The sequence below is a fragment of the Ornithinimicrobium sp. F0845 genome (assembly GCF_023015765.1).
In the GTDB taxonomy this organism is placed as follows: domain Bacteria; phylum Actinomycetota; class Actinomycetes; order Actinomycetales; family Dermatophilaceae; genus Ornithinicoccus.
In genome coordinates this window covers 1-21,835 of sequence record NZ_JALKAL010000012.1, presented here as the reverse complement: position 1 = coordinate 21,835, position 21,835 = coordinate 1, and the positions used below count along the sequence as shown (strand labels likewise).

Genomic DNA, 21,835 nt, shown 5'->3' with positions numbered 1-21,835 from the left:
CGGATCAACGACCCAGCAGCCCACGGGGGCAAAGTTCCGAGAACCACACACCGACCTTCACCAATGGCAACGAAGGAGTACACCGTGAAGAAGTCCACCCTTAACCTCAGCGTCTGGGCCGCGACCCAGGCCCGTCACCTGCGCGATGAGCTGACTGCCCGACGCGACAAGGGTTCGATCTCCGTCGAGACCGTCGTCATCGCCCTCGGCCTGTTCGGCCTGGCCACCCTGATCATCGGCCTGCTCACCGCCTGGGCGACGGGCAAGCTCAACGGTCTGACCTGATCATGGTCAGGCTGCTCGGTCTACGGGACCGGGGTCAGGAGCGCTCGTTGCGCACCGAACCCCGAGACCGCGGTTCGAGCTCGGTCGAGACCGTCATCCTGCTGCCCCTGGTCTTCCTGTTGCTGCTAGCCCTCGTCCAGGGCGGCCTGTTCTGGCACGCCCGAGCCGTAGCGCTCGGTGCAGCCACAGACGGGGCACGGGTCGCCGCTGCCGAGGACTCGAGCGTGGGGGCGGGCCTCGCGGCCGCGAGCAGCTTCGTGGCCGACGCCGGCGACGGCGTCGTGGTCAACCCCGCAGTGACAGGCTCCCGGTCGCCGGTGACCGCCACCATCACCGTCACCGGCCAGGCACAGGCACTGGTCCCGTTCTGGAACCCGACGGTCACCCAGTCGGCCAGTTTTCCGGTGGAGAGGATCACCGGATGATCCGTCAGGTTCAGCTGTTCCGGGAACGGGGTTCAGTGGCCGTCGAGGTCGTGATCCTGGCCCCGGTCCTCATGCTGTTCATCCTCGGAGTCGTGTTCGCCGGCCGGTACGCACTGGCGCAGCAGGGCGTGCAGGCAGCGGCCGCGGAGGCGGCACGGGCCGCCTCGATCTCGCGGTCAGAGGTTGAGGCCAGCAGTGCCGCGACCGGGGCCGCTGCCGCGTCACTGGCCAACCAGGACCTGCGCTGCGCGTCCAGCACGGTGACCGTCGACACGAACGCGTTCGCCCTGCGACCGGGGATCCCGGGGGAGGTCTCGGTGAGCGTCGTCTGCGTGGTCGACATGTCAGACGTGTCCTTCCCGGGGATCCCGGGCAACCGGACACTGGAGGCAACCATGTCCTCACCCCTTGACAGTTACCGCAGCAGGCAGGGGTGAGGAGCGTCATGCGATCCGTCACTGGCCGCCCACGAGAACTACAGGACCGCGGCTCAGTCAGCGTGTTCGTCGCGGTCATCGCCGTCGCCTTCGCGCTGATGGCCGGCCTGGCCGTCGACGTCTCCGGCCACATCCACGCCATGCAGGAGGCCAGGAGCGTCGCGCGTGAGGCCGCCCGGGCCGGCGGCCAGCAGCTCGAGGTCGCCACCGGCGTCCGGGGGGTCGACGCGATCGCCGATCCCGGACGGGCCGCAGCCGCGGCGCAGGCCTACCTGGCCCAGGCTGGGGTGACCGGGTCGGCCTCGGTAAGTGGCCCGGACAGCATCAGCGTGGAAGTGACATCGGTCTACCCGACCAAGTTCCTGTCGATCGTCGGCGTGAGCGGACTGAGCGCCACCGGAACGGCAGACGCCCGGATCACCCGGTCGCTACAAGGAGTGGAGCAATGAGACTTCGACGTTCCCTGCAAGGCCTGGGCGCCCTGCTCGTCCTGACCGGCATCCTGATCGGGCTACCGGTGCTGCTGGTCGCCGTCGGCGGAAACCCGCTCCCGGATACCCTGCCCACACTGGACCAGGCCCGGGACGCGCTGCTACGCCCCGACGACGGGACCCTGGCCTTGGCCGGCGCGGTCATCCTCGGCTGGCTCGTATGGGCCGCGCTGGCGGTCAGCATCCTGATCGAGCTCGCGTGGCAGCTGCGCGGGATCCGCGCGCCCCGCCTGCCCGGGCTGACCCTCCCGCAAGCCTCGGTGCGGGGGCTGGTCACAGCTGCCCTGGCGCTGTTCATCGCAGCGCCGCTGGGCCCCAACATGGTCGCGGCTGCTGCCGAGCCGGCCCCGCAGCTGGTGCACGCCGCACTCATCTCGACCCCAGCGCAGGCACCTGCAGCTGAGAACGCAACCGCACCGGACCAGGCAGAACAGCCTGTCGAAGGAACAAGCAACTACCAGGTGCAGCCGGGGGACACGCTCTGGTCCATCGCAGAGAATCGTCTGGGATCGGGCCACGAGTACCACCGCATCCTCGACCTCAACCGCGACCAGCTGACAGCCGGCGCAGACTGGGTCACCCCCGGCCTGGAACTGACGATCCCAGCACCCGCCGACCGGGCCGCCGAAGAGAAGCAGGTGATCGTGGTCGAGGGTGACACCCTCAGCGGCCTCGCGGCCACCCACCTCGGCGACAGCGCACGATGGCCGCAGATCTACCGGGCCTCCCACGACACGGTGCAACCCGACGGGCGTCAGCTGGCGGACCCGGACCTGATCTACCCCGGCTGGCGCCTCACCCTGCCCGGGCACCACCCGGTCGAGGCGCCAGCAGCAGCACCGGTGGAGGAGTATGCCGGAATCGTCCCCCCGACCGAGACGAACGACGCTGACCAGGACGCCGCGCTGGCACGAGTGGACGCGCTCTCGTCCCCAGCCGCCGCGACAGCGGTAGGGACGGAACTCCGAACAACAGCTCCAGAACCGGTCTCACCGGAGGTGGCGGACGGCGACCGCGATCATGCCGCCGCAGGCGCATTCATGAGCGCCGACGAGGAGGTCGATGCTGCGGGAGAGGACCGCGAGGATGCCCCGCCGTGGCTGCTGGAGGGCATTGTCGGGTCCGGCGCGCTGCTGGGAGGCGCGCTGTTCCTCGCACTCGGCCTGCGCCGCAGGTCCAGGTTCCGCACCCGCAGACCAGGGCGTGGATTGGCCGCGACCGAGCCCGCACTGGTCCCGGTGGAGAAGACGATCGAGACGCAGGGGGTCGCGGCCGCGCCGACCCTCGAGCAGCTCGACGAGACGCTGCGCAGGCTCGGCGCCCGGTGCCGGGAGAGCGGGGTCGGCGTGCCGGCTGTCGTGGCGGTGCAACTGGCCGAGGCCGGGCTGACCCTGCACCTGCAGGATGGTGCAGACCTCGGGGAGCCGTGGGACGGGTCGGCCGACCAACTGCACTGGTTCCTTCCGTCGGACGCGGACCTGGAGCAGGTCGGGCCCCGCGTGCAGGACGCTCCGGCACCGTTCCCTCTCCTTGTCTCCATCGGTGCAGGCGACGACGGGAGCATGTGGTTGCTCAACCTGGAGGATCTGGAGGTGTGCCTGACAGGTGCGCCAGAGTACGTGGAGGACCTGGCGCGCTTCCTGGCTGCCGAGGTCGCGGTGAACCCGTGGTCAGCCGGCGTGCGGGTGGACTGCCTGGGCGTGGCCCACGAGGTCATCCCGATGAATCCCGCACGCCTGCGGGAGGCGACGACGCAGGACCTGGAGGATATGGTCGCCGAGGTGGTCGGGGTTATCGACCGGACCGGCGAGGCTGACGTGGTCACGGCCCGTGTGGCGCAGACGGGGGAGGAGACCTGGCCTGCACGACTGGTGCTGCTGAACGCCGAGTCCACCGAGGTGGCCGCAGCGGGGCAACTGAGCCAGCTGCTCTCCGGGCATGCCGGCCGCACGGGAGCCTCCATCCTCGTGCGCGGTGGAAACCCGAGCCAGCACGCGATGAAGGTGGTTGCCACCGCAGACGGTCGGGTCCAGCTGCCAGCGGCCGGTCTGGACCTGGTCGGTGTCGGGCTGACCGCCGACGAGGCTGCCGGGTGCGCGGCTCTCCTCGCGCAGAGCCAGACCGAGCAGGACGTGCCCATGCCGCCAGCCACCAACGACGACGACGACCGCGGCTGGCGGTCCTGGGCCGATCAGGCGGGAGCGATCCTGCCCGAGCACACCACTCCCAGGGCGTCAGGAGTTCAGGTCGGGCCCGGGTCGACCGCCACGCTCCTGCCCGAGGACGACCAGACCTACGTGGAGGCTGCGGCGACCACGAAGGACGACCTGGCCACTCTCTCTCCACACGTGGACCTGGACGTCGCGCAGCAGGTCGTGGACACCGACCCGAGGCTGGACGAGGACCTGGCGGCGTGGTGGGAGCCGCAGGCGCGGGTGCCCAAGCTGACCCTGCTCGGGCCGGTGAAGGCCAAGACGTGGGGCAAGCCGATGGCCGACCGCAAGGCCTACTTCACCGAACTGCTCGCTTACCTCGGACTGCGCCCGGGCGGTGTCACCGCGGCCGAAACGGCCGAGGCGTTCAACCTGAGCGAGTCCAAGGCCCGCGACTACGTCGCGCGGTGCCGGGACTGGCTGGGCAACGACGCCGACGGGCAGCTGCACGTCCCTTACGCCCAGGACGCCCCCGCAACCCAGCAGCGTGGTGTCAACGTCTACCAGGTCCGCGGGCTGCTCGTCGACGTCGACCTGTTCCGGCGCCTGAGGGCCCGCGGTGAGGCTCGAGGAGGGGGCGAAGGGATGAACGACCTCAAGCAGGCGCTCCGCCTGGTGGTGGGGAAACCCTTCGACCAGTTGCGCCGCGGCGGGTGGGCGTGGCTGTTCGAGGGCGACCGGCTGGACCAGCACATGACCTGTGCTGTGGTCGACGTCGCGCACCTCGTGGTCACCCACGACCTGCAGGCCGGCGACCTCGCTGGTGCCCGGGCCGCGGCCGAGATCGCCAGCCTGGCCGCGCCCCACGAGGAGATACCCACGCTCGACCTGGCGGCCGTCACCATCCGCGAAGGCCACCCGAGCGAAGCCACCCGAATCCTGCGCGACGACGTCTGCAACCGCACCGACGACCCAGACGGCCCACCGGCAGACCTGCCCGAACGGACCCGGCGGATCCTCGACGAGCACGGCTGGCTCGCCGATCGCAAGGAAGCGGTTTAAACCACTCGCCCCGCGGCCTGCGGCCCCTGACGCGACATTCCCGAAGTCCCCTTCCGCGTCAGGGGCCGCTCCTCGCAAGCAGGGCCTGAGATGGTCGCGTCACACCCCATCGGACCGTCCACAACGGACCTTCCCCTCGGCGCGGGACGCGCTGCATCCCTTGTTCTCCTGCGGCGGCGCAGGGATCACCGCAAGGGTCACCCGCAGTGACTTCGGGGGCGCATGGGGGCGCGCTCTGACCTGCGGTGATACCGCGCCCCTATTGGCGTAACGCGGCATCCGGGCGGCCTGTGGGGGCGCATCCGGGAGCGGGGTTCGACCACCTTCTCGTCGTGCTCACACGACGAGAGGAACTGGCCATGAGCTTGGAGACGCAACTGGGGCTGGGGATGCCCGACGGGGATCTGTGGGTGCTGGCCTGTGACCGATGGCACGGCTGGAAACGAGCCCGACCGGTGCTGGGGGTGTGCGATGAACTGCCCGACCTGCGGACCTGGGTGAGGCGGCAGACCGACCCGGGAGCGGTGAACACCGTCCTTCTGACACTGGCGGAACTCGGCGCTGAGGACGGCGGGGACGACCCCGCCGCGGCCGGTGCACTGCTGTGGCTGCTCATGCCCGGGGCGGTACGGATGGCTCAGTCCCTAATGCCGCTCAGCGACAAGGTCGACCAACTAGTGGCGGCCCAGCTGTGGCTCTCCGCACGCACCGTCAACTGGAGCAAGGGCATCCAGGTGGCCGGCACCCTTCTGATGAACACCCGACGGGACGCAGTGGAGGAGCTCGGCCTGTCCCGTCGCCGGCGGGCTGCCCGCTCACGTGAGGTGCCGGTGGACGACATCGAACTGATCCACGCACTCAGGCCGCCGTGGCAGCCAGTCCAGCCGGGCGAGGACAGCACCGCCTCGAGCCCCGGCGCGTGCGACCTGCTCCACGACCTCCTCGAGGTGGCGGCCACCGAGGGACGGGTGGATCTGGATGACTGTCGCATCCTCCTGGAACTGGCAGATGCGGCCGAGAGCCCCCGGGCCAGCCGGGGGCATGCGGGACTGCTGGGCAGGGAGGCTGCAGCCGTCGTGGCTGCCGAACGGGGGATCTCGCGAGCGACCGTCTGCCGACGCGCCAAAAGCGCGCTGACGGTGCTCCAGGGCACCTACGCAACCCAGGTCCGGTCCGCGTGAGACCCCGACCCACGGGCCACCCGCCTTTGGACGACGTGACGGACAACACCGATCAGGACAGGCGAGACGTGGAACGGCTACTGGAACTCTCCTGCACAGGGCCGGACGCACTGGCCGACCTGGAGCGCGCCGTCCGGCGCCTCCAGGACGTGCAGGCTGCGAAGGTCGCGCTTGCCGGCATCCCTTCCGAGGCCGTGCGGTGGGCCATCACGCAGCGGCGTGAACGCCTCGCCGACGAAGGGTCGCAAGGATGAGCGTGACGAGCGTGAGCGAGCTGCAGCGCGCCTGGCATGCCGTCCAAGAGGGACAGTTCCGGCACCGTCCGGGGGCGCGTCCGCGCACCACCGGGACGTCTACGCCAGGAGACAGCGAGCCAGGACCGCTCTGGCGGCTCCACGCACCGGTGCTGCCGGTCATCGGCTGCCACGGCGCGGCCGGCGCCAGCACCATCGCCGCTGCGGTCGCCAGCACCTTCGCCGGCCCGACTCACCTGGTCGAGGCGTGCGGGCCCGGCACGAGCGGTCTGGTGGCCTACGCCACCGCAGAGCTAGGTGAGACAGGCTCAGGGTGGCTCCGCGGAAGCCGCGACCACGCCGTCGTCGACCGCATCGTTGGAGGGGCTCTCACCCCGGCAGAGACACCCCTACCGGATGCGGTTGACGCTGCGGTGCTCCACGTCCTCGACCCTGGCTGGGACACGCAGACTCTCGCACTGTCGTCGGGATGGCTGAGGGAAGCAGTGCTGGACGCCGATCGCCTCGTCCTGGTCACGACCGCCACGGTCCCTGGGATGCGCCGACTGGAAGGCGCCCTGCTCCACCTCGACCCCGCCCGTCAGCTCCTCGCTATCGCGGTACGAGGCCCGAAGGCCCGTCGCTGGGCACGCGAGGTTCAGCACTGCCTCGGACCCCACGCCCGAACCGTCCTCGACCAAGCCCTGGTGGTGGTCCCAGACGATCCGGGCCTGCACGTCCGGGGCCTGGACACCGAACCCCTGCCTCGCGGCGTCCTCGCCGCGGCAACCCAGATCGTCCAGCTCACCGGGCTGGCCGCGGGGACCAACAACCAGAAGGGAACCACTCATGCTCGTCAGCAGCGTCAGTGACGCAGGCCTCCAGGCCGCCACGCTCGTCGCCCAGGTGTGCCCCAAGGCACCACCGGGTGCCCAGACCCACGTCGACAGCATCATGGGCTATGTCCTGTGGGGCGTGGGCATCCTGTTCTTCCTCGGCATCATCATTGCGATAGGCGCAGTGGTCGCTGGCCGCATGTTTGGGATGCCGCACGCCAGCACCACGGGCATCGTCGGCCTGGTTGTCGTCTTCATTGCGGTGATCGGATATCTGATCCTGCCGGGCATCCTCGACGCGATGTTGGGCAGCGGGTGCATCTAGATGACTGCGGATGCCTCGGTCTGGAGCCGCAGGCGGCTGCTGACGATATTGGTCGCCGCGGCGGGAGTCGGACTCCTGCTGATCCTCGGGCTGGGGCTGTTCGTCTGGCAGGTACTACGCGGCGGCCAGGAAAACACCGCCCAGGTCGCCACGGTGGAGACCACGCAACTGATCCTTCCCGAGAGCGGGCAGGACCGGCGGGAACTGATCGCGGCCGGTCCCATGCTGGAAGTGGAAGACCCGCGGGCCTACCAGGAGGGGGAGGTCAGCGCCGCGGTCGCGGAATCGATCGTCATTCCACCGGCGAGGTCGACAGGGCCGGTGGGGGTGCCAACCGGCTATCCCCGCTCCCCGGAGGGGGCGGTGGCCCAGCTGGCGGCGATCGACGTCGTGGTCCTGCAGGGCATGTCGGTACCCGCCACGCATGAGGTCTACCGGCAGTGGGGGACCGGTGAGGGTGATCCGAAACAGTGGGTGATGACGACCAACGTCACAGACTTCCTCACCGCAGCAGCCCAGAGCGGCCAGGAGAAGGAGGCCGGCCTTGCAGTGACCGTCACCCCGGCGGCCGGACAGGTCAAGGGGGTCGACGGCCAGGACTGGGTGGTGGCGTGCGTACTCCTGGATATCCGGGCGGTGCTGGTGGATGACGCCCAGGTTGCCTACGGGCACTGCGAGGCCATGACCTGGCAGGGGGACCGGTGGCTCATAGACACCACCACCCAGGTAGCCCCCGCGCCCTCGACGTGGCCGGGTACCGACCTGGCGGTCCAGGCCGGTTGGCGTACCTGGACGCCCGGCAACTGAACTCGACACGACCGCAAGGGAGCAGGAGTATGCCGAACCCGTTTGAGTGGTTGGCCAAGAAGGCCGTGGGCGAGCTCGTGGTCGACACCTGGACCTCGATCATGCTGGTGGTCTGGAGCGGCGGGCTGTGGTTCTTCAAGTGGGTGCTGGGGTTCATCGACACGATCATGACCCCGGACATCTCGGCGACCGGGCCAGCGGGCCAGGTCTACCAGTACACGTACTGGCTGGCCCTGTCGCTGGTGGTGATCCTCGCCGTTGCCCAGCTGGGGTGGGCCGCGTTCCGTCGGGACGGTGGCGACCTGGCCGACGCCGGAATCGGTCTGGGCCAGTTCATCGTGGTGCTCGTCTGCTGGATCAGCTACTGCGTGATGATCCTTGCAGCTGTCCAGGGGCTGACAGCAGCGTTGATGCAGGCCATGTTCGGTGTTGACCGCTTCGGGCACTGGGAGCCCTCTGGGGTGTCGTTCATTGCCACCGAGGATGTGACAGACACCGTGCTGGCCACGGTGCTGGGCTTCATGGGCTTGTTCTTATGGGCGGGGGCAGTCGGATTCCTCCTGGTCATGCTCACCCGGGCGGGCGCGCTGATCGTGTTGGTGGCCACCGCCCCGATCGCGGCCGCGGGATTGGCCAGCGGGTTCTCCCGGTCCTGGTTCTGGAAGGCGAACCGGTGGTTCCACGCCGCGGCGTTTACCCCGCTGGTCATCGCCCTGGTGCTGGGTCTGGGCATCGCTCTGACCAGCGGGGTGGTCAGCGGGGAGGCTGACGGTCTGGCCAAGACGGTCGGCACGGCGATCCCCGGTGTGTTCCTGATCTGCATTGCCTGCTTCTCCCCGTTGGCGCTGTTCAAAATGTTGGCGTTCGTCGACCCCGGTACGCAGTCGGGTGCGGCGATGCGCGCCGGGATGGAGGCCCAGGGCGGTCTCCGCGGGCTGGCCAGCCGCGACCGTTCGTCCGGCTCGAACGCGGCCTCCAGCCTCGACAGTCAGGGCCGTTCGAGCAGCGAGGTCTCTGCCGAGGGCGAGGCCAACCAGCGAACAGGCAAGGCCGTCGGGACCATGGCATCACGCGGCGGCGCAGCGATTGGCGGTGTCGCCGGCGTGGTGGGCGCAGGTGTAGGCATCGGGGTGAACGCGATGGTCTCCGCGGGCACCAGGGGGGCCGTGGTGGGTGCCGACATCGCCAACCAGATGGGCGCAGGGCACAACAACTACGTCCCCGACTTCCAACCCACAAAGCGTGGACGCCCCGCCCGCGCGAAGACCCCGGAACAGCGCGGCGAGGATCAGAACGATCAGCAGGGCGGCGACGGATCCCCCGGCAGTGGGGGAGTGGTCGCGACGCCCCCACCGGCCCAGGCCAACCCCAGCACCGGTGGAGGACTGGGAGCCGGCGGCGGTGGAGCCGGCGGCGCTGCGGGCGGAGTGAAGTGATGAGACCCCACAGGTCAGTCGCGGGCCTAGGGAGCAGACACCGTATCCCGCAGGAAGGCAAGCCATGATGACCGTCTACGGCGACTACACACGAGCCCGAATCGGGTGGTTCTTCGGACTGACGGGCTGGCAGCTGGGTCTGCTTACGGTCGCGGTCCTGCCGGTAGCAGCGTCGGTCTCGGCCAAGAACTGGTTGGCAGCCGGAATGCTAGTCCTGGGCTGGGGAGTCCTCTTCCTGATCGTGGCGGTCCCTGCCCGTGGCCGCTCCGTGACCGGGTGGATCGGCGCCACCCTACGCCTGGCCTGGGGAACTCTGTTCGGCTGGACGAAGTTCCGGGCCAAGGCGAGCACCGGCCAGGCGGCCGGTGACGGGGCGCCGGACCTGCCCGGCATCTTGGCCAGCGTCACCATCCATGAGGGCCCACCCACCGGCCACCATCAGCGCAGGATCGCGATCATCCAGAACCACGCGACCCGGACCTGGGCGGTCACCGCCACTATCGTGCACCCGGGCCTCGGGATGGCTGAGAAAGACGACCGCGATCTGTACGGCGCGGGACTGACCGAACTGCTCGATGCGACCGCGCGTACCGAGTTCACCAGCGAGCTCATCTTCCTGGTCCGCACCGTCCCCGAGGATGGCGCGGAGCGGGACGACTGGGTGAGGCGCCACCGCAGCCTGCACGCCCCGGAGCCGGTGAGTCGAATCAACGACGACCTGCATGAGTCGCTCACGGCTGCGACGGTGCGCACCGAGGAGTATGTGACCGTCGTGGTGCCGGAGTCACGGTTGGGGAAGGTCGCCAAGGAGTTCGGCGGTGGGATCAACGGCCGTGCCCGCGCCCTGTATCAGGCGATCGCTGAGGTCGAGTCCGGTCTGCGCGCAGGTGTCGGTGTCTCCAGCGTGGAGTGGCTCACCAGCCCGCAACTGGCAGCGGCCTGCCGTACCGGCTTCGCGCCCGGCGACCGTGCCGGGATCGTCGAGGCGCTGGCTGCCGCGCAGCACGACGAGGAGGTGAACGCGGACGTGCCGTGGGCGCTGGCCGGCCCTTCCGGTGCCGACGCGGCGCCGCGGCACTACTCCCACGACGCCTGGAACAGTGTCTCAGCCACGGTCAGGCTGCCGGTCAAGGGAGCAGCGATGGGCGCGCTGGCACCAGTGTTGGCCTCCCACCAGGACGGTGAGCGACGCAGCTTCATGGTCTGCTACCCGGTGGTGCCGGCGGGCCGGGCCGACCGAGCGTCCGCCAACAGCGAGTTCGGCGCGGACCTGGGCCAGAGCCTGCGCGCGGCCGCGAGGATGAAGGAACGCACCAAGAACCGCGACGAGATGGACAAGGTGCGCGCTTTGGAGGGCAAGCTCGCCCGGGGCAACAGTCTGGTGGTGCCCTACGCCGTGGCGACGGTGACGGTCCCCAAGACGGTGCGTGCGGCAGAGGCAGGACGACGGTTGGACGCCTCGATCCGCCGTGCCGGTTTCGCGCCGCTGCGCCTGGACCTGGCCCACGACGTGGCCTTCGCGGCGTCCGTGGTGCCGATGGGCATTAGTCTCACCCGCCGGGCGGCGGTCTGACATGGCGCCGGCCCCTCGCCCTCGCCGCGGCGGTCGCGACGTCTCACGTCTGCTCGCGGACTTCGGTCACGAGACCCCCCGGGTCGCCGCCACGGTCAAGGCGGCTCGTGAGCCGCGGGTCTTTCACCAGAGGAGCCCGCGCGGGAGGCGTCAGGCCGGGCGCGGCTGGGCACCGTCTAGTGCGCCCGTGGCGGCCTGGCGGATGACCAGCGACCAGGCACCCGCGTTCTGGCCGTTGATCGCGACCCCGGCCCTACCCCCGACCGGCGCACAGATGGGTATCGACATCCGTTCCGGGGCGGCGTTCCACTGCGACCCGCTGGGGTGGGTGGTGCGGCCCGACGTGCCGGTGACCAACCCGAACATCATGTGCTTCGGCAAGCCCGGCACCGGCAAGTCCGGCACGACCAAAGCGTTCATCCTGCGGATGATGGACTTCGGGTATCGGTCCCTGATTCTTGGCGACACCAAGGACGAGTACGAGGGGCTGTGCACCTTCCTCGGGGTGGAGCCGATCGCCCTGGGCCAGGGGCTGAGCAGCAGGGTGAACCCGCTGTCCCTCGGACCGCTGGCGCACGGGTGGGACCGGTTGGACCGCGTAGAGGCGCAGCGGCGGGCACAGTCCGTGTTTTCCCGGTGGTTGACCCTGGTGCGCGCCCTGGTCGGGTCCCAACAGATCGGTGAGGCACTGGTGCCCTTCGGCCCGAGCGAGGATGCCGTCGTCCGTGCCGCGCTGGCTCACCTGACCGGGTACAGCCGCGGCGCGAGCCGGCCCACCGAGACAACCATCCCGAAACTGTGGGCGGCGCTGGACAACCCGTCCGCCGAGCTCGTCGCCCAGACCCGGTATGCCGACCGGCGGGCATTCATGGACTCCACCCGGATCCTGCGCGACGCGCTGGGGCAGCTGGTCGACGGGCCGCTCGCCGGCCTGTTCGACGACCACACGAACTTCTCGATCGACTGGCTGGCACCGATCCAGTCCCTGTCGCTGTCCCGGCTCCCCAAGGATGCGGTGGGTATTGCGTTGACCTGTCTGGGTTCCTGGGGCACCGGCCAGCGGGAGGTTGTTGCCCGCGGGGACCAGCGCATCGTGGTGCGGGACGAGGCATGGCGCCAGCTGAGGCTGGGGCCCGAGGCGGTCAAGGCGTTTGACGCAGACATGCGGCTATCCCGCGGGTTCGCCGGACAGGGTGGTGACATCCAGTACGCGGTGGGGCACAAACCCTCCGACCTGCTCTCCGCCGGCGACGACGGTTCGCAGGCGCAGACCATCGCCAAGGACATGATGCACCTGGCTGACATCAAGATCCTGCACGGTCAGGGCCTGAAGGTCGCCCGCGAGCTCGACGAGATCCTCGGCCTCGGACCGCTGGCCGTGGAGGCGATCACGACCTGGGCACGCCAGGAGCCCGGCAGGGCGCTGTGGCAGGTGGGGGACCGGATGTACAAGGTCGCCACGGTGCTGCACCCGGTCGAGGCCCAGCTGGCGGACACCAACACCGGAATCCGGGCCGCAGGTTAGAAGTTCGTCGTGAAAGCGGTCCTGAGCGTGATTGCGGCCTTCGTGCTGATCCTGGGGGCCCCGCTTTCGGTGATCGTGCTGGTGACCACAGTCGGCTCCCCAGCGGTGGCGGAGGAGCACCGAATCGTCACCTGCGAGGGAGCGCTGCCTGCCACCGGTGACTGGCGTGCACCGTACGAGAGCGCCTACACGGTCACCTCCGGGTTTGGGCATCGGTTCCACCCCATTCACAAGGAGTGGCGGCTGCACGCCGGGGTGGACCTGGTCTCCCAGCCTCCCGGCGGCAAGGTCGTGGCGGCAAGCGCCGGAACCGTCACGGCGGCACAGTTCTCCAGTGGTGGAGGCAACACCGTTACCATCGAGCACGGCGGCGGCATCAGCACCCGGTACCTGCACCTCGCCCACCCCAGCAGCCTCTCCGTCGGGGACCAGGTCCACATCGGTCAACAGGTCGGGATCGAAGGCTCGACCGGAGACTCGACCGGTTCGCACCTGCACTTCGAGGTCCACTCCGGCGGGGAACCGATCGACCCTGTGCCGTTCATGCTCGAGCGCGGTGCCCCCCTGAACGGGGTCGCCGTGACACCATCCCCGCCGCCGTGGGAGGGGTCGCTGCCACCGTGGGTGCCCGAACTCCCCGAGGACGGCGAAGGAGGCCTGGGGTTCGAGCTGCCACCGGCCGGGGAACCGCGGCAGGACTCCCTGCAGAACCCCCCGTTGACCATCCCGCCGCAGATCCGGTCGCTGTACGAGGCCGCTGCCGCGGAGCACAACATCCCGTGGACCCTGCTGGCCGGCATCGGGATGGCGGAGACGGCGCACGGACGAAATATCGCCACCAGCTCGGCCGGCGCCCAGGGGCTGATGCAGTTCATGCCCGCGACCTTCGCGGCCTACGGGATCGACGGCGATGGTGACGGCATCGCAGACATCCACAACGACGCCGACTCGATCTTCTCGGCCGGCAACTACCTGCTCGCCGCCGGCCTCACCAACGGACCGCAAGGGGTGCGGGACGCGCTGTTCGCCTACAACCACGCCGATTGGTACGTCAACGACGTCCTGCACTACGCCCACGCGTACGGCGGCGGGCTGGTCGTGGGATCCCCGGTGCACTGCGAGGGCGGGACCGGCAACCCTGACCTGCCCCCGGTCACCAGCGAACGGGTGCGGACAATGCTCGAGTTCGCCGCCGCCCAGGACGGGGACGCCTACATCCTGGGCGCCACCGGCCCCGATGCCTGGGACTGCTCGTCCCTGACCCAGACAGCCATGGCCGCCATCGGGATCAGCGCGCCCCGCACCGCCCAGGCACAACGGGACTGGCTGGCCTCCGGCAACGGGTTCAGGGTGCCAGTCGACCAGGCGCAGCCCGGTGACCTGTTCTTTTTCGACTCGTACCTGGGGCCACACACGATCGGCCACGTCGGGTTCGTCTGGGACCCGACCACCCTGACGTCGATCGAGGCCGCGAACCCGACCAAGGGAGTCGGCTTCTTCGGTTATCAGCACGCCCTGGACAACAACATCTTCGAGATCTGGCGCCTGGGAAACATCTCCGACAACCCCACGCCGCAGCACTGAGACCCCGGGCAGGCGCCTCGTCGCCTTGGGTAACAACGTCGCCTGACCGGAGGACTCACATGCAGCACGAGCGGGTACGCAACCCCCACCCCTGGACGTTCGAGATCCCGTTGGCGTGCGCCCTGGCCGTCATCCTCGTCCTGGTCCTTGGAGTCCACGCTGGACGCGCAACGGCCAACCTGTTCGCCGGCGGACCCCTGGCATGGCCTCACCCCACCGACCTGTTCAGTTCCCTGCCCGCACTGCTCGGCGGGGACGCCGCCGCGGGCCTGGCCGACCCGCCCGCACGCGTCGCGGGCCCGGCCGCGCTCCGCGCCTGGATCATCGTCGCCGAGGTCATCGCCCTGGTGCTCACCGGCGCGGCCGCGATCCTGGCCATGAAGCGGTGGGGACCCGGGCGGCTGCGCGGCACGGCAAGCAAGGCCGAGGCGACCAAGCTGCTCGGCACCTCCCGGCTGCGCAGGCACCGGGCCATCATCCGGCCCGACCTCTACGGAAAGGCCCACTGATGAGAACGACACGATTGGACCCGCGGGACGTCGGGTGGAACCTGGGCAGGTCCACCGCACCGGTGGGCGTCGACCTGTGGGTGCCGTGGGACCGCACCGCCGGCGTCATCGGTCCCCAAGGGTCGGGCAAGACCCTGGACCTGCTCACCCCGGCACTGCTGGACGCCCCCGGTGCCGCGTTGGTCACCCTCACAAAACCCGACGACCTGTTGCTGACCTTCACCGCCCGCTCCACCGGTGGGCGCCCCTGCGCCGTGCTCGACCCTTTCGGGCTGGTCCCGGGCCTGCCCGAGCTGGTCTGGGACCCGATCGAGGGATGCGTCGATGCGGTGGTGGCCGAGCGACGCGCCAAGGCGTTCACCGCCGGCACGATCAAGGGTGCCGTCGCCGAGGGGTATGGCGACCAGGCCGCCCGGTTCTACGCCGCCGAGGCCGCCAAGGTCATCCAGGCCTACTTCCACGCCGCCGCACTGACCAGACGCAACCTCGACGACGTCCTGGAGTGGGTGGCCGACCCCCGCTCGACTGCCGAACCTGCAGAGATCCTGCGCACCCACCCCCAGGCCGCCCAGTTCTGGCATGGGCTGCTGCACGGGGCCCTCCACGGAGACGAACGCACCGCGGGGAACACCGTCACCACCGTCCAGCAGGCCCTGTCCCTGTTCTTCCAGGAACCGATGCGCAGACGGTGCGTCCCCGGACCCGGCCGGCCCGCGACCGACATCGCCGAGCTCCTGTCCGCCGGCGGCACGATCTACCTGCTCGGCCGCGAGGATCCCTACGCCTCCGCCTCACCGTTGATGACCGCCCTGACCGAGCATGTCCTGGACACCGCCCTGGCCATGGTCCAACGGTCCCCTTGGGGGCGGCTGTGCCCGCCGATGCTTGCGTGCCTGGACGAGCTGCCCTCCACCGCGCCGCTGCCGACCCTGCGGACCAGGATGGCGAACGAGCGGGCTCTGGGGCTCTCGTTCATCTGGGCCGCGCAGACCCGGGCCCAGCTGGACTCGATCTTCGGCCAGCAGGAAGCCCGGGCCGTCCTCGGGCTCACCAACAACCTGGTCATCTTCGGCGGGTCCAAGGACGTCGCCTTCAACCAGGAGATCTCCGACCTGGTCGGCAAGGTCCGCGTCGGCCGGTCCACCTGGAACACCGGCCACCGCGGTGGCCGCAGCTTCTCCGGGGAGGACATCCCCATCCTCACCGGCTCAGAGATCCGACAGATCAAGGAACGACACGCGCTGGTCATCTCCGAGAACGGCAGACCGATCATGGCCCGCCTGCACCGCTGCATCGACGGCCATGTCGGCAAGGCACTCCTGGGCGACCAGGCCAGACTCCGCCAACAGGTCCACACCCACCGCGCCACCACGATCACCCCCGAGACACGCGCCATCGCCGCCCTGGCCGCAGCACGCCAGCACGGCCTCCTCACCCCCGGGTTCGAGCAGTGACCTATCCCGACCCGCAGACACGACCACCCGGACGTCCGCGCTACCCGCTGGCCAGACCCTTCCCCCGACCCGGAAGAGGCCTCCGCCTGGCCTACCGCGAACTCGACCTGGCTCTCAACGGTGACGACGCGCAACGCGACGCCGTCGGCGACCCCGGCCTGCTCCCACGACCCTGGGACCCCGGCTCAATCGACCTGCCCCAGCTGCGCGAGGAACTGTGGGACTGGCTCGAAGCCGTCGTCGACTGGATCAACACCGAGCACGTCTGGAACCCGGTCCACCTCATCCCCGCCTGCTGGCCCTGCCACCCCCACCTCGTCCACGAGGTCGCGGTCCTTGCCGACCAACGTCACAAAGCAGGCCAGGCCATCCACAGCGACGCACTCGAGGAATGGCACCGCTACGCCCTCCCCGCCTTCTTCGACCGCTGCCGAACCCGGGTGCACACCGCCTGCGACAGCCGCCACCACGACTGGCCGTCCCGCCCCGGACACACCCGCTTCCAGGACTCCCACAAGCACCGAGACGTGCACTACGGTCGCGACGTCGACCACCTTCGTCAGCTGCACTCAGCCCACGACAACAGCCTGCAGATCCCGCACCTGCAGCTCATCGACGGGCATCAGGTCAACACGGAGACCGGTGAGGCCTGGTGACTGACCGAAGCCTATGTCCCGGATGGACCACTGGCCTCAACGACGTGGTCGACCCGTCGACTGGTGCGGCAGTCGCGGCGGATAGACGCGGCTTCGTAACCTGCCTGCACACGCTTGTTCGACTCACGAGCACGCGCGTGTTGGCGGTGGTGTCGTGGTCGGGTGAGCGGTCGTCGCTCTTCCGACAAGGCGAGCTGACAGTCACGCTCAGGTAGCCGTTTTGCGAGGGATCTTGTGACACCCGTACCGGCCTGTCGGACCGAGAGGGCAGGATTAGGTGGGTGGAGACCTTCAAGCGGACGCCCCTGCAGTTGTTCAACCTCCCCCAGCACTTTGTGATCCCGTTGTTCCAGCGGCCCTATGTGTGGAAGGAGAGTGAGCAGTGGGAGCCGCTGTGGATGGACATCCGCCGTATCGCTGAGCGTCGCATCGACGAGCCGCGTCTGGGGGTAACCCATTTCCTCGGTGCGGTCGTCATCCAGTCCCACGAGGCCCAGTCTCAGCGTCTGACCAAGTGGAACGTGATCGACGGCCAGCAGCGTCTGACGACCTTGCACATCCTGACAGACGCGGCTGGTTCCCTTCTCGCTCAGTCAGGCCACTCAAGACTGTCCGATCAGCTCGAACGGCTTACTCACAACGACGAGAGGTTCGTTGAGGACGGTGACAGTCGGCTGAAGGTTCGCCACCTCAATCGTGACCGGGCAGCCTTCGATGAGGTGATGTCCGCCGAGCCGCCCATCGACCATGCTGACCTGCAGCACGCTGACTCGCAGCTAGTTGCGGCGCACAGCTACTTCTCCACGGTGGTTGAGCAGTGGCTGGGGGCGCCGGGGACGGACGCGTACGCCGACAGAGCGAATGAGCTCACGAACGTCCTGCTCGATGGCATCCAGCTGGTCTCCATCGAGTTGGAAGCATCTGAGAACTCTCAAGAGATCTTCGAGACCCTCAACGCTCGCGGCACTCCGCTTACCGCAGCGGACCTGGTGCGCAACTTCGTTTTTCAGCGCCTTGAGGCCGAGGGTGGAGACACGGCGAAGGCCTACCGTGAGGACTGGCCGTTTGAGACGAAGTTCTGGATGCGCGACGTGAGCGTCGGGCGCAACTTCATCAGCCGAAGCTCCCTATTCCTCAACCAGTGGCTGATGGCGAAAACCGGCGAGGAAGTGAGCCCGCAGGCGACCTTCACGCGCTTCAAGTCGTTTGTGGAGCACGAGTCCGGGGTCACGATGGCGGACCTCCTGCCAGTGATCAAGCAGCAGGCACAGCAGTACGAAGCATGGACCGAAGCAGCGGCTCGCCCGGGTGGGAGCCTGAGTCCCACCGAGATGGCGGTGTACCGGATGCAAGCCGGTGGCGTCGAAGTCCTCAAGCCGCTCCTCATCTGGCTGCATGAACCGGGTCGGGCACTCTCGGCCGAAGTGATCGCGCGAGTCGTCAGCGCAGCCGAGAGCTGGGTCGTGCGCCGACAGTTGCTCAGGCTGGCGGGCAGCGACCTTGGGCGGGTGGTGGCCGACGTCATCGCTGCCAACTCGACAGCACCGGCGGAGGAGCTGGTGGAGCGTGTGTCAGGTCACCTGGCTCGCCTGAACGTCACGAGCACCTATTGGCCCGGGGACGAAGAACTCAGACTCACGCTCGCAACGGAGCCCGCTTATACCCGGTTTCGGCGTGGGCGGCTCCGCATGCTCCTTGAAGCCGTCGAGGACTCCTACCGCACCGAGACTGGACAGCCGCAGATCGAACGGAACGGCTATCCGATCGAGCATCTCCTTCCGCGAACCTGGAAGGAGACCTGGCCAGTTGAGACTCCGGAGGAGGCCGAGGCGCGACAGGAGCGAGTCCATCGGTTCGGCAACCTGACTTTGCTGACGAAGTCCCTCAACTCAAAGATCTCGAACGGTCCGTGGCGGTCGAAGCGTTCCGCACTACTTGACCACAACACGATCACTCTGACGGGTCGTGTCATCAAGCGGACGGAGCACGATGACTGGGATGAAGCACTCATCGACGAGCGGACGAGCGAGCTGATCGAAGCCCTCCTGCGCGTCTGGCCGGTCCCCGAAGGGCACCATGGCAGGGTGATTGATCCGCAGACCAAGGCGGGTGACTGGGTTGAGTTGAAGCACCTCATTGAGGCGGGGTTCCTCGTTCCAGGCGCAAAGCTCGTGGCGACCCATCGAGACTTCAAGGGCACGGAGGCGACCCTGACGGCGGATGGCGCGATCGAGATGGAGGGCAGGCGCTTCAGTTCTCCGTCTGCCGCTGGACACGCCGTGCGCAAGAGCGCTACCAATGGGTGGTACTTCTGGGCGGTTGCAGACGGACGTCGACTCCGGGACGTCCGTAGTGAGTTCCAGAACTCCATGCCAGTCGACGAGGGTCCTCAGATCTCGTGACGCAACTGTGCAGGTGAAAGTTAGGTGTTGACGAGGCGACAGTCGCCGCCTTGCAAGCGACTTCCGCAGTAGCTTCACCATGGCCTAAGGCCGCGCGAGAGCGGCGGGATGACGCACACTCCGGAACGAGCGACCGGCTGCAATACCGAACGTCCAGCGTGCGGGTCAGGAGCGCCTCGAAGCGCTCCACCAGCCGCTGCCCAGCGCCTGTGACCACTCGGTTTCGGTAGGCACCAAGAGTCCTGGGTAGTGACCATCCTCCCGATGGTCGAACCCGACCATGGTGCTGATGGGTTCGTCCTCCAGGTCGATGAACCGGACGATGCAGTGATTGACACCGGGACCGTAGAGCTCTCGGATGACTCCGGGATGACGGTGCTTCAGGACGCAGCCGGTCCGCACGAGGTCGGGATCCAAGACGTCTCGGCGGAATGAGGCAACTCATCGTGCCGGGGAGTGCACCGTTCGGGGAGATCTTGCCGGCGTTCAGGGTGTACACGTGCTGGCCCAGACGTGCACCCGGCCTATGACGCCGTCGGGATCAGGTGCTGTGGTGTGCACAGTTAGCTCGGCGTACCTCGGGTGGTCTATGCCGAGGGGGCGGAGCGGGTGTTCGCGGAGTCGGACGACGAGCCAGCCGGCGGCGAGTAGGTCGAGGGACTTCGCGGTGTCGACCGTGACCTTGTCGGCGTGCCAGTACGCGCCGTCGTACTCGATCGCGACCTTCAGTCCGGCTGCGGTGACGGCGGTGATGTCGACCAGCCACCGGGCACCGTGCGTGAACGCCTCGTCGATGATCGCCTGTCCGGATGACGCGGCGCCGAAAGCGTGGATGGCAGCTTGGTGGTGTGCTAGCTCTACTTTCGATTTGCCGACCTCGCGGCACTCTGGGCAGCCCGAACCAGTGGCACGACTGGCAAGGGTTGCGCTCCACGTGTGGTTGGGATTGTTGGCACACACCCAGACTGGGGTGAACGCGGTTGAGCCGCTTGGGCGCACCTGCCAAGCCGTCAACGGGTTCTGGGCCGACCACTCGTCAGCGACCTCGGGCAAGTGGTAGGCCAGCGAGTCCAAGATGGTGCGACACTCTGGGCAACGCAGCCGCTGGCCCTTCTCGCGCTCTGCCGGAGTGGCCTGCCACTCGTGACCGCACTCCCAACTCCTCCACCACACAGTGCGGCGCGACCCAGGCGAGATGGTCTCGAGTTTCAGGTTGCCGTTCCTCGTAGGGTGCCATTGCGCCGCGATCTCGCGGTTCATAGCGTGCGACGTCGGATCGGCCGCGACGGCTTCGAGGCGTTCTCTCCGGGTCTGGTTGCCACGACAGGACGGGCACCCAGATCGGAGGAAGCTGAGTGGTGTGATGCGCGGGTGGTGGCCCTTAGGGCAGCGGAAGCGCCTGAGCGTCATACCCCCGCCAGCCACGGTGACCTGTTGCGGGTCTGCGTCGTCGGCCCAGGCCTCTGCGAGCTCAGGTACGTCGGCGACGGCGGTGACCGTCAGGCGTGCGTACTCGGCATCTCGCTCAGCCTTCCGTTTCACTGAGCAGTCCGGGCAACTCGCATACCCGACCATGTCGAGGACACGGGCGCTGAACTTCAGGTTGCACTCCGGGCATCGCCAAAACACTTCTCGGCGTGCTCTGACCGTCACTGTGTCCCAGACCGAGGCCTCGTTCGCGGCGTTATCCCACCACTCCAAGACCGGAAGGCTGGAGTCCTTCAGCAGGTACTTCCCCGCCCTCGTGCCCGGCTTCCCGGGCCCCGAGAGGTTTGATGTCTGCATCGCCCGCCGCGGATTCGTTTGGCATTGGCAGCCCCAGCCGATGTCACCCAGGCGCTGTGCGGCAATCCGCCCGCAGTAGTTGCACCTCGTCCGATGCGGGTCGTCCAGAAGCGAGGGGTTCGTGAGTGGGCCGAGGTATTCGAACCCATGCTGTTCGGCGTACGCCTTCGCATCCGCGACGGACGGTGGAGTTAGGTCTGCGTGCCCCTGCAAGGCGCTACGCTGCTGTGCCGCCCAGGACCGCCAGAAGCAGGCCCGGCAGGTCGCGACCCTTGTGCTGTTCTGGGCCAGGGTGTATTCGAACCGGTAATGCGCCTCGCACCCGCAAGACAGACAGCGGGTCAGCCGCCACTTCTTGGGTCCGCTGAACGGTTCCAACGGCTCCAGCCCGCCCGCACGGAGAATGGCGGTGATGTGCTCGTCGCACCACGCAGGGTTGGTCCGCGTCCTGAACGCAGCCGGGCGCACACACCCGTCGTTGGAACACTGCGGGACTCCGGAAGCCACGACCCCGATGGTGTCACGAAGCGGCGACAGACGCGGCTACTAGAGACTGGACGCAGGGTCGGTGTCTGGCCAGACTCGATCTAGGTGCTCGACGGGACGCTCTCCATGCGGCTGCCCACCCAGCTCGCTGTGGGTGTGGCTCACTTTCGGTCTGCAGCCCGTCGGGCAC

Annotated in this window: 20 protein-coding genes; 19 read left to right on the top strand and 1 reads right to left on the bottom strand. The window is 68.6% G+C overall.

Features of this window, described 5'->3' with window-relative positions; all coding sequences use genetic code 11:
- Window positions 1-84: 84 nt before the first annotated feature.
- From MWU75_RS15395 to MWU75_RS15305, 19 genes are all read left to right on the top strand, one after another.
- On the top strand, window positions 85-285 hold the full coding sequence (locus MWU75_RS15395; protein WP_247092423.1) for a hypothetical protein: 201 nt from the start codon (window positions 85-87) through the stop codon (window positions 283-285).
- A gap of 47 nt (window positions 286-332) precedes the next feature.
- Window positions 333-710: a TadE/TadG family type IV pilus assembly protein gene (locus tag MWU75_RS15390; protein WP_247092421.1), complete on the top strand. Its 378-nt coding sequence runs from the start codon at window positions 333-335 to the stop codon at window positions 708-710.
- Complete coding sequence (locus MWU75_RS15385) at window positions 707-1,147, top strand: TadE family protein (RefSeq protein ID WP_247092419.1); 441 nt, start codon at window positions 707-709, stop codon at window positions 1,145-1,147. Before MWU75_RS15390 ends, MWU75_RS15385 begins: the two co-directional genes overlap by 4 nt.
- An 8-nt stretch (window positions 1,148-1,155) precedes the next feature.
- Complete coding sequence (locus MWU75_RS15380) at window positions 1,156-1,596, top strand: pilus assembly protein TadG-related protein (protein WP_247092417.1); 441 nt, start codon at window positions 1,156-1,158, stop codon at window positions 1,594-1,596.
- Complete coding sequence (locus MWU75_RS15375) at window positions 1,593-4,853, top strand: LysM peptidoglycan-binding domain-containing protein (RefSeq protein ID WP_247092415.1); 3,261 nt, start codon at window positions 1,593-1,595, stop codon at window positions 4,851-4,853. The genes MWU75_RS15380 and MWU75_RS15375 overlap by 4 nt, the downstream gene beginning before the upstream one ends.
- A 359-nt stretch (window positions 4,854-5,212) precedes the next feature.
- Complete coding sequence (locus tag MWU75_RS15370; RefSeq protein WP_247092413.1) at window positions 5,213-6,034, top strand: hypothetical protein; 822 nt, start codon at window positions 5,213-5,215, stop codon at window positions 6,032-6,034.
- Window positions 6,035-6,069: 35 nt separating this feature from the next.
- Window positions 6,070-6,288: a hypothetical protein gene (locus MWU75_RS15365; protein WP_247092411.1), complete on the top strand. Its 219-nt coding sequence runs from the start codon at window positions 6,070-6,072 to the stop codon at window positions 6,286-6,288.
- On the top strand, window positions 6,285-7,139 hold the full coding sequence (locus tag MWU75_RS15360; protein ID WP_247092409.1) for a hypothetical protein: 855 nt from the start codon (window positions 6,285-6,287) through the stop codon (window positions 7,137-7,139). Before MWU75_RS15365 ends, MWU75_RS15360 begins: the two co-directional genes overlap by 4 nt.
- The gene (locus MWU75_RS15355) at window positions 7,117-7,428 is read left to right on the top strand and encodes a hypothetical protein (protein WP_247092408.1); all 312 of its coding nucleotides are present in this window, start codon (window positions 7,117-7,119) and stop codon (window positions 7,426-7,428) included. The genes MWU75_RS15360 and MWU75_RS15355 overlap by 23 nt, the downstream gene beginning before the upstream one ends.
- Window positions 7,429-8,235: a hypothetical protein gene (locus tag MWU75_RS15350; protein WP_247092406.1), complete on the top strand. Its 807-nt coding sequence runs from the start codon at window positions 7,429-7,431 to the stop codon at window positions 8,233-8,235.
- Window positions 8,236-8,264: 29 nt separating this feature from the next.
- Window positions 8,265-9,671, top strand: a complete 1,407-nt coding sequence (locus MWU75_RS15345; protein WP_247092404.1) for a type IV secretion system protein — start codon at window positions 8,265-8,267, stop codon at window positions 9,669-9,671.
- Between the two features lie 64 nt (window positions 9,672-9,735).
- On the top strand, window positions 9,736-11,244 hold the full coding sequence (locus MWU75_RS15340; RefSeq protein WP_247092402.1) for an SCO6880 family protein: 1,509 nt from the start codon (window positions 9,736-9,738) through the stop codon (window positions 11,242-11,244).
- 187 nt (window positions 11,245-11,431) lie between these two features.
- Window positions 11,432-12,769: an ATP-binding protein gene (locus MWU75_RS15335; protein WP_247092400.1), complete on the top strand. Its 1,338-nt coding sequence runs from the start codon at window positions 11,432-11,434 to the stop codon at window positions 12,767-12,769.
- Between the two features lie 9 nt (window positions 12,770-12,778).
- Window positions 12,779-14,353, top strand: coding sequence for a peptidoglycan DD-metalloendopeptidase family protein (locus tag MWU75_RS15330; protein WP_247092398.1), 1,575 nt, complete (start codon window positions 12,779-12,781; stop codon window positions 14,351-14,353).
- A 59-nt stretch (window positions 14,354-14,412) separates the two neighbouring features.
- Window positions 14,413-14,862 carry a hypothetical protein gene (locus MWU75_RS15325; RefSeq protein WP_247092396.1) on the top strand — a complete coding sequence of 150 codons (450 nt, stop codon included), beginning with the start codon at window positions 14,413-14,415 and terminating at the stop codon, window positions 14,860-14,862.
- Window positions 14,862-16,316 (top strand): TraM recognition domain-containing protein, encoded by a 1,455-nt coding sequence (locus tag MWU75_RS15320; RefSeq protein ID WP_247092395.1) that lies wholly within the window; start codon window positions 14,862-14,864, stop codon window positions 16,314-16,316. Before MWU75_RS15325 ends, MWU75_RS15320 begins: the two co-directional genes overlap by 1 nt.
- Window positions 16,313-16,972: a hypothetical protein gene (locus tag MWU75_RS15315; protein ID WP_247092393.1), complete on the top strand. Its 660-nt coding sequence runs from the start codon at window positions 16,313-16,315 to the stop codon at window positions 16,970-16,972. The genes MWU75_RS15320 and MWU75_RS15315 overlap by 4 nt, the downstream gene beginning before the upstream one ends.
- Before the next feature lie 281 nt (window positions 16,973-17,253).
- The gene (locus MWU75_RS15310; RefSeq protein WP_247092392.1) at window positions 17,254-19,374 is read left to right on the top strand and encodes a DUF262 domain-containing protein; all 2,121 of its coding nucleotides are present in this window, start codon (window positions 17,254-17,256) and stop codon (window positions 19,372-19,374) included.
- A gap of 264 nt (window positions 19,375-19,638) precedes the next feature.
- Entirely contained in the window at window positions 19,639-19,809 is a 171-nt protein-coding gene (locus MWU75_RS15305; RefSeq protein WP_247092390.1) for a hypothetical protein, read from the top strand.
- Between the two features lie 51 nt (window positions 19,810-19,860).
- Here MWU75_RS15305 and MWU75_RS15300 read toward each other — a convergent pair whose 3' ends face one another.
- Complete coding sequence (locus MWU75_RS15300) at window positions 19,861-21,372, bottom strand: zinc-ribbon domain-containing protein (RefSeq protein WP_247092388.1); 1,512 nt, start codon at window positions 21,370-21,372, stop codon at window positions 19,861-19,863.
- Window positions 21,373-21,835 lie beyond the last annotated feature (463 nt).